Raw genomic sequence first — 12,175 nt, forward strand, 5'->3', positions numbered from 1 at the left:
CCGGTGGCGGTTCGCTGGGTGGTGGGCTGGACCATGCCGCGACGATGTTGGCGGGTCCGGCGGTCACCGGTCAGCCGCCGGCGCCTCCGGGTCCGCCTCCGGGCGGACCCGTGGCGGGGCATCAGGCTCCCCAGGCCCCTCCGGCGCACCAGATGCCGCCGCAGGCTCCCTCCGGCGCGCCCACGGTCGGGCCCGGCTACCAGGCGGTGCTCCGGTACCGCGCGCCCGACGGTTCCGAGCAGCAGCTCATCCGTCGCTCGGCGCCCGGTACCCCGCACCCGGAGTGGCAGATCCTGCACGAGCTGCGCGCCATGAACGTGCCGCCGCAGCAGGTGCTGGAGCTGCACACGGAGTTGGAGTCCTGTGAGCTGCCCGGTGGTTACTGCGCCCGGATGATCCGGGAGACGTGGCCGCAGGTGCGGATCACCAGCGTGGCTCCGTACGGCAAGGACCATGCGGGTCGTCAGCAGGGCATGCGGCATCTGCTCACCCATCAGGGCGAACTCCACCAGGTGGCGGACGGTCCGGCGCGCCCGGCGCCGGTGCGGGCGCCGCTGCCGCAGGTTCCGTTGCAGCCGGCGATCCCGCTGGACGCGATCGCGGCGGAGTTGGCGGGGGCGTTCGGTCCGCAGGGCGTGTTCCGCTTCGACCAGCGGGCGGTGTCCCGTCAGGGTGTGCCGGAGATCGTGGCGCAGACGCTGGTGTGGTCGGGTCTGCCGGTCGATTTCGGGCCGTTCTTCTGGGCGCAGGCGGTGCCGGGTCAGCCGGTGCCGACGCTGGCCGAGCTGGCGGCGCAGCGTCAGGTGCAGCCGGCTTCGGACGCGGGTTCGTACCTGGTGGTCGGCAGTGACTTCGGCAAGGCGCTGTGCGTGCAGTACGGGACCGCGCACATCGTGGCGGTGCCGGTGGAGGGCGGTCCGGGCGGTGCGCCGGTGCCGCCGCAGTTCGTGAATTCGAGCCTGCCGCAGTTCGTGCGGTCGCTGGCGATGCTGGGTCACATGTGGCGGCTGCGGCAGCATCTGACGCCGGAGCAGGCGGGTCGTTGGACGGTCGATTTCCAGGCGAACCTGGCGGGGCTCGACAGTGCGGCGCTGGCTTCGCCGGAGAGCTGGTGGTCGGTGTTGCTGGAGCAGATGTGGGACGGGCTGTTGTAGCGGAGGCCCGTTCGCGGTGGACGCATGGCCGGGTCGAGACCCCTCGAAAGGGGTTTCGGCCCGGCCATTCGGGCTTCCGGGAGCAAATGGCGCATCCTTGACGGGAATCCCCGCGAGAGAGGCGCTTCCAGGATGAGTGCACCCATTGCGATCGTGCGCGGCCGTGGCTACCGGGTGGAGGACGTGGACCGGTACCTCGTCCGGCTGTCGGGCAGCCGGGACGAGGCCTGGGAGCGGGTGGCGCGGTTGACCGTCCTGGCCAAGCAGATGGAGGCGGAGGCGGAGCGGCTGCGGGAGGCGGTGGCGGCGCTGGCGCCGCAGCCGCAGACGTACGACGAGCTGAGCGAGCGCGCCCGCCGGATCCTGCTGCTGGCGCAGGAGGAGGCGCAGACGCTGCGGGCGGACGCGCGGGCGGACGCGTCGGCGACGCGGGGTGCGGCCGAGGCGCACGCGGACCGGGTGGCGGAGCTGGCGCGGCAGGACGCGGTGGCGGTGCGGGAGCAGACGGAGGTACGGGCCCGTCAGGGGTTGCTGCGGGCCCAGCGGGAGGCGGACGACGCGCGGGGTGCGGCGCGGGAGGACGCGGCGGGGTGGCGGTCGGAGGCGGCGGCGGGGCTGGACGCGGTGCGGCGGCGGTCGGAGGCGCTGCTGGCGGACCGGGAGCAGGAGCAGGTGGAGCGGTGGGAGGCGGCGGAGCGGGAGCTGGCGGCGCGGGAGGTCGAGTTGGAGGTGCGGCACGCTGAGGCGGAGCGTCGGGCGGAGTCCGTTCTGGCGGGGGCCCGGCGGGGGTTCGCGGAGGCGCAGGAGGCGGCGCGGCACGGCCAGGAGGACGCGGAGGCGTTGGCCGCGGAGGTGTTGGCGGGGGCGCGGGTGGAGGAGGAGCGGGTGGGGCGCGAGACGGAACGGGTCCTGCGGGAGCATGCGGAGGCGGAGGAGGAGATGCGGGCGCACATGGACCACGTCCGGGCGAGCCTGGCGGCGCTGACGGGGCGGGCCCCGGCGGGGCCCCCTGCGGGGGGCTGAGCCTGGACGCGCGGCCGCGGGCCGTGCGCGCGGGGCTCTGCCCCGGACCCCGCTCCTCAAGCGCCGGAGGGGCTGGGTGGTGTTGCCTGGGCGGGGGCGGTCGGGTGGGGCGGTGCCCCGCCGGAGTGTCTCCTCGTCGTCGCGCACTGAGCCGTGGCTTCGACGGGCGAGCCCGGTTGCGCGCTCCTCCTGCGGGGACACTCCGGCGTGTCCCCACCCCGGCCGCTCGGTCCTGGGTAGCGGGCGGGGGTTCGGCCACGTCCTCCCGGAGGGACGCCGCGGACCGGGCTCAACGGTCGGAGCCCCGCCGATGGGCACCACACCCAGCACCTCCGGCGTTCGGGGAGCGGGGTCCGGGGCGGAGCCCCGGCAGCGGCGGCCGCGCCGACGGGGGCGGGTTTACGGGAGGGCGGCCAGGAAGGTCGCGATCAGCGGCGCGATCACGTTCAGGTGGGTTTCGAGGGCGAAGTGGCCCGCGCCGTCGAAGACGTGGACGGCGGCGTTCGGCGCGTCCCGGAGGTAGGCCTTCGCGCCCGCCGGGGTGAAGAAGGGGTCGCCGGCGCCCCACACGACCAGGACCGGTACTCCGGAGCTCCGCAGCCAGGCCTGCCATTCCGGGTAGCGCCGCAGGTTCGACGCGTAGTCGAAGGCCAGGTCGGCCTGTGCGTCGGCGCGTCCCGGCAGGCCGAGGTAGTGCGCGTCGAGGGTCCAGCTGTCGGGGGAGATCAGGGTGGTGTCGGCGACGCCGGCCTCGTACTGGAAGCGGGTGCCGTCGAGGGTGAACAGGCCGCGGACCTGTTCCTCGTTGCCGGGGACGTCCCGGCGCAGGGCCGTGAACTCGCGGGCCATGTCGGACATGCCCTCCTCGTACGCGTTGCCGTTCTGCACGATCAGGCCGGTGACGCGGTCCGGGCGGCGGGTGGCGAGGCGCAGGCCGATGGGGGCGCCGAAGTCGAAGACGTAGAGGGCGTAGCGGTCCAGGCCGAGGACGTCGGTGAACCCTTCGAGGGTGTCGGCGAGCCGGTCGAAGGTGTAGGTGAAGTCGTCCGGGGTCTCGGTGCGGCCGAAGCCGGGGTGGTCGGGGGCGATCAGGCGCCAGGGGGTGTCGCCGAGGGCGTCCATCAGGCGGGCGAACTGGTGGGAGGAGGTGGGGAAGCCGTGCAGGAGCAGCAGGACGGGGCCGTCGGAGGGGCCGCTCTCGCGGTAGGCGACCCGGACTCCGTCGACGTCGACCGTGTGGTGTCGGACTTCGACCGCGACTGCGCTCATCACATGCCTCCTGTGGTGTCGGTTCCATTAGTCTTGTCGATGATCCTTAATGGGTCAAGGGGGGTTGATAGCATTAGTGGCGTGACTGCTGACTTTCCGCTCATCGGTGAGCCCCTCGCCCTGGACCTCCTCAACACCCGTACCGCCGTCGGCGATCTGATCGCGGATCCGGCGGGTCTCGCGGCGTGGCTGGCCGAGCAGGAGGGGCGGGTGGCCCCGGTCGCCGAGGTGGGCGCGGCCGAGGTGGCGGCCGTGTGCGGGGTGCGGGAGGCCGCGCGTGCGGTGGTCGGGGCGGTGCGGAGCGGGGAGCGGCCGCCGGCGGATGCGCTGGGCGTGCTGAACGGGGCCCTGGCCGCGGCACCGGCCCACCGCGAGCTGGCCTGGGAGGCCGAGGGCGGGGTGGCGGCGGTCTCGCGCAGGACGGCCTCCCCGGCCCGGCTGCTCGCGGCGGAGTTGGCCGATGCGGTCGCGGACCTGCTGACGGATCCCCGGGTGGGGTCGGTGCGCGCGTGCGAGGGGGAGGGGTGCGTGCTGCTGTTCCTGCCGGCGCACCCGCGCCGCCGCTGGTGCGTGGCGTCGGTGTGCGGCAACCGGGCCCGGGTGGCCCGGTATTACGCCCGCCACAAGGGGGGCACCCCCTAGGGCCTGTCGTCAAATCCTGTCGTCGCCCGGAGGGCGGCCCCGCGGCGTCTGGTGCGTGCTCTCGGTGCGCCGGGCGGAAGCCCGCGTACTGGACGTACTTGGGCTTTCGCCCGGTGCGGCGAGAGCGCGTGCCAGGCGTCGCGGGGCAGACGGGAGTTTGACGACAGGCCCTAGGACTCCAGGCGGTACGGGTCGCTGCGCAGGCCGCGGTTGGTGGTGACCACCAGGGTGAGCGGGGGTTTGGTTCCCTCGGGGAGGGTGGCCGTCAGGTGGCCCGTCGCGGGGTCGCAGGTGGCCGGGGTGGCGGTGTCGTTCACGGTGACCGTGGGGTCGGGTGTGAACCCGCCGCCCTCGATGGTGAGGGTCGGGCCGGTGAGGGTGGCGTCGGTGATGACCGGGTTCCCGCGGACGGCCATCTTGTTGATCAGGTACGCGCCGGCCGGGGCGCCCGTCAGGGCCCAGATCTCCGAGGGGAGCCGGGGGAGTCCGCCGTCGACGTCCGCGAGGAAGAACAGGACCACGTACGCCATCGTGACCGCGCCGAGGGCGACGTACTGGAGGTCGACGAGGTCCACGCGGCCGCTGTCGTTCGCGACGAGCTCGCGCAGCGGCCTGCGGCCGGAAGCGGTCGGCTTCGGGGCGGGTTTGGCCATGGTGCCGTTCTCCAGCCGCATGCCGACGACCGTCTTCGCGCCGATCAGGGCCGCGTACGGGCCGCCGAGCAGCGGCAGGTAGACGCTGGTCAGCGTGGAGAGCGGGCCGTCGGCGCCCTGGAAGTACGAGACTCCGCCGCCGGCGGTGAGGCCGTGGACGAGGATCGCGAGCAGCAGCCAGACGAGGATGATCGTCCAGGCCAGGGCCAGGACCGTCGAGGTGGAGAGGCGGCCGTCGCGGCCGGTGACGAAACCGGGGTGGCGGCGCAGGCGCAGGCCGACGGGCACGGTCAGTGCGGCGAGCAACGCCAGTGCGAAGAGTGCGGATGCCATGTCGTCCCCCCGGATGCGGTCCTGGCCACAGGGTGTCCGAATGGCCGGGGTCATGACAAGTGAGCCCGCGCCTACCGCTCCCGCCGGCGCCGCTACCGCTCCTGGTCGGGCAGGACCGGGAACCGGCGCGGGGCCACCAGCAGCAGGATCAGCAGGGCCGCGACGGCCGCGGCCGTGGCGCCGAGGAAGATGTGCTCCACCGCCGCGGCCACGGCCTGGCGCAGGTACGCGGCGGCGGCCCCCGGGAGGAGTCCGGGCCGCTCCAGAGCCTTCGCCACGTCGTCGAGGTGGTCGGGCAGTCCCGGCACGGGGGCGTCCGCGAGCCGCGCGGCGAGGGTGGCGTTGGCGACGGCCGCCAGCAGGGCCGCCCCGACGCTCTGTCCGACCTGACGGCAGAACAGTACGGAGGCGGTCGTGGTGCCGCGCTCGGCCCAGCCGACGGTGGACTGGACGCCGACGATCAGCGGGAGCTGGAAGAGCCCGAGGGCCCCGCCGAGCAGCAGCATGATCAGTGCGGGCTGCCAGGGCCGGGCCGGGTAGGGCATCAGGGTGAAGGAGAAGAGGATGGCGGCGGCCAGGGCGATGCCGAGGGCGGCGGTGTTGCGGAAGCCGATGCGCCGGTAGACGTGCTGGCTGAGGGCGGCGCTGATGGGCCAGCTCAGGGTCATCACGGACATGACCAGGCCCGCGCCGACGGGCCCGAGGCCGAGCACGGACTGGGCGTACGTCGGCATGAACACCATCGGGGCGACCATCAGCAGGCCGAGCGCGCCCATGGCCAGGTTGACGGCGGCGATGGTGCGCCGGCGCCAGACCCAGCCCGGCAGGATCGGTTCCTCGGCCCGGCGTTCCACCCGGACGACCACGGCGGCCAGGAGGGCGCCGGCGGCGAAGAGGCCGAGCGAGGGCGCGGACAGCCAGGGCCAGGCGACCCCGCCCTGGACGAGCGCGAAGAGCAGCACCCCGCCGCAGGCGAAGACGCCGAGGGCGCCGGCCCAGTCGACCGGGCCGCGGCGGCCGGGGGAGCGTACGGGTTCGACGAGGTGGCGGGAGATCATCCACAGCGCGAGGGCGGCCAGCGGCAGGTTGACCAGGAAGATCCAGCGCCAGTGCGCGTACGAGGCCAGCAGGCCGCCGATGGCGGGGCCGGCCACGGCCGAGGTGGCCCACACGGTGGACATGCGGGCCTGGATCCTGGGCCGTTCGGCGAGCGGGTAGAGGTCGGCGGCCAGGGTCTGGATGGTGCCCTGGAGGGCGCCGCCGCCCAGGCCCTGGACGATCCGGAAGGCGATGAGGGCGGCCATGTTCCAGGCGGCGGCGGAGAGCAGGGAGCCGACGAGGAAGAGGCCTATGCCGAAGAGGAGCACGGGCTTGCGGCCGAGGGTGTCGGAGAGCTTCCCGTAGACGGGGAGCGTGACGGTGACGGCGAGCAGGTACCCGGAGAAGAGCCAGGAGAAGACGGAGAAGCCGCCGAGGTCGCCGACGATCTGCGGGACCGCGGTGGCCACGACGGTGCCTTCGAGGGCGACCAGGGCCATCCCGAGCATGAGCGAGGCGACGACGGCCCGGGGCGGTCGCCCGGCGGGCGCCGTCCCCGTGGTCTCGGCCGTGCCGGCCGTGCCTTCCCTTGCGCCCACAAGATCCCTTCCCCGTACACGTATATGCGGGGAACACCATCTCACCGCCGTGGTGTCCGGGGGTATCCCCCAGGAGGCATCGTCCGAAGGGTGGACGACCCCTAAGGGGACCTCCGTATTACGGGCCAGGGGCCGCTCGTCCCGGCGGAGGAGGAATCGGACCCCGACGGCTCCTTAACTGGAACATACGGGCCGGGGCCGGGGGTGGGGTTAACCCCCGGGCGGATACGGCGATGGGCACCAGCGCGCCCGGCACCCCTCCCGCCGGAGACTTCAGGACGACGCCGGCGCAGCCCGCAGGCCGCAGGACCACACACGCCGCGCACCACACGCAGACCGCAGACCGCAGAAGGAGAAAGACCGTGACAACGGCTATGACCGAAACCAGGCACGGGGGTACTGGAGGGCATGAAGCCGTCGCGGCCCGGGCGCGGAAGGTCGTCAAGGCCTACGGCTCCGGGGAGACGCGGGTGGTCGCCCTCGACGACGTGGACGTGGACATCATGCGCGGTCAGTTCACCGCGATCATGGGCCCGTCCGGCTCCGGCAAGTCCACGCTGATGCACTGCCTCGCCGGTCTCGACACGGTGACCAGCGGTCGGATCTTCCTGGACGACACCGAGGTCACCGGGCTGAAGGACAAGAAGCTCACGCAGCTGCGCCGTGACCGGATCGGCTTCATCTTCCAGGCCTTCAACCTGCTGCCCACGCTCAACGCCCTGGAGAACATCACGCTCCCCATGGACATCGCGGGCCGCAAGCCGGACGCGCAGTGGCTGAACCGGGTCGTGGAGACCGTCGGTCTCGCCGGACGCCTCTCCCACCGCCCGACCGAGCTCTCCGGCGGCCAGCAGCAGCGCGTGGCCGTGGCCCGTGCCCTCGCGGCCCGCCCGCAGATCATCTTCGGCGACGAGCCCACCGGAAACCTGGACTCCCGGGCGGGCGCCGAGGTGCTGGGCTTCCTGCGCCGTTCGGTCGACGAGCTCGGCCAGACCATCGTCATGGTCACCCACGACCCGGTCGCCGCCTCCTACGCGGACCGCGTCGTCTTCCTCGCCGACGGCCGCATCGTCGACGAGATGTACGGGCCGACGGCCGACCAGGTCCTCGACCGCATGAAGGACTTCGACGCGCGCGGGCGGACCTCGTGAGCAACACCGTCCTGAAGACCTCGCGGCGCAACTTCGTCGCGCACAAGGGGCGGATGGCGCTCTCGGCCGTCGCCGTCCTGCTCTCCGTCGCCTTCGTATGCGGAACCCTGGTGTTCACCGACACGATGAACGCCACCTTCGCGAAGCTCTTCGCGACCACCGGAGCCGACGTCACCGTCTCGGGCAAGCGCGCCGGGGCCGACGGGGCCGACGAGGGCAACGAGAACCCCGCCAACGCCCGGCCGGCGACCATCCCCGCCGACGCCGTGCAGAAGGTCGCCGCGATCCAGGGCGTCGAGTCGGCCCAGGGCAGCGTCGTCTCCCTGTCGGTGACGGTCGTGGCCGCCGGGAACAAGAACGTCGGCCCCACCTCCGGCGCCCCGACGATCGCCGCGAGCTGGAACGACAACGAACTCAAGTCGATGAAGGTCAGCTCCGGCCACGAGCCGCGCGGCCCCACCGACGTGATGGTCGACGCGGACACGGCGAAGAAGCACGGCCTGAAGCTCGGGGACGAACTGCGCACCATCGCCTTCACCGGCGACTTCCGTGCCACGATCTCCGGTATCGCCACCTTCAAGGTGACCAACCCGGGCGCGACCGTCGTCTACTTCGACACGGCCACCGCCCAGCGTGAACTGCTCGGTACCCCCGGCCTGTTCACCAACGTCAACGTGACCGCCAAGGACGGCGTCAGCGACGAGCAGCTCAAGACGAACATCGCGGCCGCCGTCGGCGCCGACACGTACAAGCTGCAGACCGCCAAGGAATCCGCCGACCAGGGCCGCAAGGACGTCGGTTCCTTCCTCGACGTCATGAAGTACGTGATGCTCGGGTTCGCCGGGATCGCCTTCCTCGTCGGCATCTTCCTGATCTTCAACACCTTCTCGATGCTGGTTGCCCAGCGCACCCGCGAGATCGGCCTGATGCGCGCCATCGGCGCGGACAGCGGGCAGGTCCTGAGGTCCGTGGTCGTCGAGGCCTTCCTGCTCGGCGTGGTCGGATCGGTCCTCGGGGTCGGCGCGGGCGTCGGTCTGGCCGTCGGCCTGATGAAGCTCATGGGCCGGATGGGCATGCACCTGTCCACGGACGACCTCACGGTCGCCTGGACCACCCCGGTCATCGGAGTCTTCCTCGGCGTCGTCGTCACCGTCGTCTCCGCCTTCGTCCCGGCTCGCCGGGCCGGCAAGGTCTCCCCGATGGCGGCCCTGCGCGAGTCCGGCACCCCCGGCGACAGGAAGGCCGGCGTGCGCCGCGCCGTCCTCGGCCTGGTCCTCAGCGCCATCGGCGGCACCGGGCTCTTCCTCGCCGCGGCCGCCGACGACGCCAAGGCCGGATCGGCCTGGCTCGGCCTGGGCGTCGTCTTCACCCTCATCGGCTTCATCGTGATCGGCCCGCTGCTCGCCGCGGGCGTGGTCCGCGTGCTGTCCGGCGCGGTGCTGCGGCCCTTCGGTTCGATCGGCCGGCTCGCCGAACGCAACGCCCTGCGCAACCCGCGCCGCACCGGCGCCACCGCCGCCGCGCTGATGATCGGCCTGGCGCTGGTCGCCTGCCTGTCGGTGGTCGGCTCCTCGATGGTGGCCTCGGCCACCGACGAGCTCGACAAGACGGTCGGCGCGGACTACATCGTCAACTCCCAGACCGGTCAGCCGCTCATGCCGCAGGCCGAGCAGGCGGTGCGTGCCGTGGCGGGCCTCGACCACGTCTCCGCGTACCGGGAGGTGCCGGCCAAGATCACCGCGCCCGACGGCAGCACCGAGGAGGACGTCCTGGGCGCCAACGACCCCTCGTACGTCAAGGACGTACGGCGCAAGATGGTCGCCGGCGAGCACGCGGCCGCGTACGGCAAGGACTCCATGTCGGTGGGTTCGGAGTACGCGACCAAGCACGGCATCAAGCTGGGTGACCAGCTGACGGTCGCCTTCACCGGCGGCAGCACCGTCAAGCTGAAGGTCGCCGCGATCACCCTCGACGGGGGCAACATCGACAAGAACATCAAGTACGTCAGCACCGCGGTCGCCGAGGCGAACGTCCCGGCCGACCGGCTGCCGCGCCCCTTCATGCTGCTGGCCGGCGCGAAGGACGGGAAGAAGGCCGAATCGTACGCCGCGGTCAAGGCGGCGGTGGCGGAGTACCCGCAGTACACGGTGCGCGACCAGACCGACTACAAGAAGGCCATCCAGGACCAGGTCGGTCAGCTGCTGAACATGGTCTACGGGCTCCTCGGCCTCGCCATCATCGTCGCGGTCCTGGGCGTGGTGAACACCCTGGCCCTGTCGGTGGTCGAGCGGACCCGGGAGATCGGCCTGATGCGCGCCATCGGCCTCTCCCGCCGCCAGCTGCGCCGCATGATCCGTCTGGAGTCGGTGGTCATCGCCCTCTTCGGCGCGCTGCTCGGCCTCGGGCTGGGCATGGGCTGGGGGGCGAGCGCGCACCAGCTGCTCGCGCTCCAGGGCCTGAAGGTGCTGGAGATCCCGTGGCCGACGATCCTCGGGGTGTTCGCCGGATCGGCGCTGGTGGGTCTGCTGGCCGCGCTGGTCCCGGCCTTCCGGGCGGGGCGGATGAACGTCCTGAACGCGATCGCGAGCGAGTAGCACCCCCGCCCCGCTCGTACGGGGAGGAAAGGCGCCGGTCCGGGACCCCACGGGGGAGGTCCCGGGCCGGCGCCGTGCGTGCGCCGTACGTTCGTCAGACGCGTCGCATCAGGACGACGCCCTCGGCCTCGCCGACGAGGTCGTAGCGTTCGCCCGGGTGCAGCCGGCCGGCGTACGCGGTCGGGTCCTGGCCCGCCCACTTGGAGCCGTTGTCGATGGCGATCCACTCGGGGACCACGCCCTTGCTCCCGCCGATCCACAGCACCCGGCAGCGGGAGGTCAGCCGGGTCAGCGGCCCGGTGTCGGCCTCCACGGTCGCCCCGTCGGGGATCCGGGACAGGAGGTTCTCGATCGCCGTCACGCGCGCGGGCTTCTCGTACGTCTTCGCCTCGACGAGCTTGGCGGTCGGCATCGAGGTCGCGGCCAGCGCGAGGGACGCGGCGAGCACGGCGATGGGCATGTGCAGGGCGTACGAGCGCAGCCACGGCCGCTCGCTGCGCCGCAGGGCGTCGATGGCGTCGACGAGGGCGAGGGCGACGACGGGCATCAGGACGGCGCTGTAGTGCCAGTCCGTGGACCAGTAGTGGTCGTCCCCGGACAGGAACCGCCAGCCGAGCGTGGGCGCGGCGACCAGCAGCAGCGGGGAGCGCAGCGCGAGCAGCCCGGAGGTGGGCAGCAGCACCCAGGTCAGGGTGGTGAGCTTGGTGCCGAGGCCGTCGAGGGGGCCCGCGCCGTGGATCTTGTCCCAGTAGCCGTAGCCCGCGGTCGCGAAGGCCGGTATGAAGACGGTGAAGACGAGGACGGCGAAGACGGCGGCTGCGGCGGCGACACCGAGCGCGGTCCACACGGCCCGCCGGTCGGTGTGCCGGGCCCGCCAGGCCACGACGACGGCGAGGGCGGCGAGGGTGAAGCCCAGGTCCTCCTTGACGAGGACCAGCGGCAGCCCCCACAGCAGCGCGGCCCGCCACCGGCCGGCGAGCAGCGCCTCCAGGGCGAAGGCGATCAGCGGCACGGCGAAGGCGATCTCGTGGAAGTCGAACTCCACGGCGCGCTGGATCCCCCAGAACAGCCCGTACGCGACCCCGACGGCGATCCCGCGCGGCCGCCCGACCAGCCGGCCGGCGGCGCGGGTGACGGGCACGGCGGACAGCGCGAACAGGGCGGCCTGCACGACCAGCAGGGTGACGGGGCCGGGGAAGACCCGGTACACGGGCGCCACGGCCGCGATGATCGGGCTGAAGTGGTCGCCGAGGATGTTGGCCCCGGGGCCCTTCAGATCGGCGACGGGCGTGCGGAAGTGGGCGTAGGCGCGGATGGCCTGCTCGAAGATCCCCAGGTCCCAGGAGGCCCACTCCATCCGCCGGAACCGTCCGATGGAGAGCACGAGGTAGACGAGGAACAGCCCGCCGGCCACCACCCAGGGCCCCGGCCACCGGGTCCGGCCCGGCTTCGCGGTGGCCGGTGTCACCGGTGTCGGGCGTGCTATGGCGTCACTCGTCACGGAGTCGTGCCCCTCGGCCGGTCGTGTCTCTCCGGCGACAGCGACGCGGCGAGCTCAGACGGTCAGTACGTCGACATCGTAGAGCGGGACCGCGCCATCCCGGTGTTCCCGGCGTGCGGGTCCGCGTCGGATCCGTCACCCCCACGGGGGACCGGAATCCCTCGCGCGCGGCACCCGGGTGCGTCGTAGGGTGGGAACCCCCGGCCCGTGTGACGTGT

General features: G+C 73.0%; 9 protein-coding genes. 5 read left to right on the top strand and 4 right to left on the bottom strand.

Features of this window, described 5'->3' with window-relative positions:
• The coding region (locus ACFYZL_RS24350) for an SUKH-4 family immunity protein (RefSeq protein WP_388681601.1) at positions 1–1,154 on the top strand (1,154 nt) is incomplete at its 5' end.
• 132 nt (positions 1,155–1,286) lie between these two features.
• Positions 1,287–2,177, top strand: a complete 891-nt coding sequence (locus ACFYZL_RS24355; protein WP_388681604.1) for a cellulose-binding protein — start codon at positions 1,287–1,289, stop codon at positions 2,175–2,177.
• A 399-nt stretch (positions 2,178–2,576) separates the two neighbouring features.
• On the opposite strand, the gene ACFYZL_RS24360 is transcribed toward ACFYZL_RS24355, so the two are convergent.
• The gene (locus tag ACFYZL_RS24360; RefSeq protein WP_388681607.1) at positions 2,577–3,446 is read right to left on the bottom strand and encodes an alpha/beta fold hydrolase; all 870 of its coding nucleotides are present in this window, start codon (positions 3,444–3,446) and stop codon (positions 2,577–2,579) included.
• 81 nt (positions 3,447–3,527) lie between these two features.
• Here ACFYZL_RS24360 and ACFYZL_RS24365 point away from each other — a divergent pair, with 81 nt between their 5' ends.
• Complete coding sequence (locus tag ACFYZL_RS24365; protein ID WP_384746404.1) at positions 3,528–4,088, top strand: CGNR zinc finger domain-containing protein; 561 nt, start codon at positions 3,528–3,530, stop codon at positions 4,086–4,088.
• A gap of 170 nt (positions 4,089–4,258) precedes the next feature.
• On the opposite strand, the gene ACFYZL_RS24370 is transcribed toward ACFYZL_RS24365, so the two are convergent.
• Positions 4,259–5,074, bottom strand: coding sequence for a hypothetical protein (locus ACFYZL_RS24370; RefSeq protein ID WP_384746405.1), 816 nt, complete (start codon positions 5,072–5,074; stop codon positions 4,259–4,261).
• Between the two features lie 92 nt (positions 5,075–5,166).
• Positions 5,167–6,711, bottom strand: a complete 1,545-nt coding sequence (locus ACFYZL_RS24375) for an MFS transporter (RefSeq protein WP_384746406.1) — start codon at positions 6,709–6,711, stop codon at positions 5,167–5,169.
• A 374-nt stretch (positions 6,712–7,085) separates the two neighbouring features.
• Between ACFYZL_RS24375 and ACFYZL_RS24380 the strand changes: the two genes are divergently transcribed.
• Both ACFYZL_RS24380 and ACFYZL_RS24385 read left to right on the top strand, forming a co-directional pair.
• Entirely contained in the window at positions 7,086–7,862 is a 777-nt protein-coding gene (locus ACFYZL_RS24380) for an ABC transporter ATP-binding protein (RefSeq protein WP_384746407.1), read from the top strand.
• Positions 7,863–7,915: 53 nt separating this feature from the next.
• Positions 7,916–10,456 carry an ABC transporter permease gene (locus tag ACFYZL_RS24385; RefSeq protein WP_384746432.1) on the top strand — a complete coding sequence of 847 codons (2,541 nt, stop codon included), beginning with the start codon at positions 7,916–7,918 and terminating at the stop codon, positions 10,454–10,456.
• 94 nt (positions 10,457–10,550) lie between these two features.
• Here the strand turns inward: ACFYZL_RS24385 and ACFYZL_RS24390 are convergent, their stop codons facing one another.
• Positions 10,551–11,957, bottom strand: coding sequence for a DUF2079 domain-containing protein (locus tag ACFYZL_RS24390; protein ID WP_388681612.1), 1,407 nt, complete (start codon positions 11,955–11,957; stop codon positions 10,551–10,553).
• Between the last annotated feature and the right edge of the window lie 218 nt (positions 11,958–12,175).

This window comes from Streptomyces sp. NPDC001717 (genome assembly GCF_042892775.1).
Classification (GTDB): domain Bacteria; phylum Actinomycetota; class Actinomycetes; order Streptomycetales; family Streptomycetaceae; genus Streptomyces.

Bases quoted from the DNA above. Each gene is read 5' to 3' on its own strand.
- ACFYZL_RS24355 (WP_388681604.1), top strand. From the start codon at position 1,287: ATGAGTGCACCCATTGCGATCGTGCGCGGCCGTGGCTACCGGGTGGAG.
- ACFYZL_RS24370 (WP_384746405.1), bottom strand. From the start codon at position 5,074: ATGGCATCCGCACTCTTCGCACTGGCGTTGCTCGCCGCACTGACCGTG.
- ACFYZL_RS24360 (WP_388681607.1), bottom strand. From the start codon at position 3,446: ATGAGCGCAGTCGCGGTCGAAGTCCGACACCACACGGTCGACGTCGAC.
- ACFYZL_RS24380 (WP_384746407.1), top strand. From the start codon at position 7,086: ATGACCGAAACCAGGCACGGGGGTACTGGAGGGCATGAAGCCGTCGCG.
- ACFYZL_RS24385 (WP_384746432.1), top strand. From the start codon at position 7,916: ATGGCGCTCTCGGCCGTCGCCGTCCTGCTCTCCGTCGCCTTCGTATGC.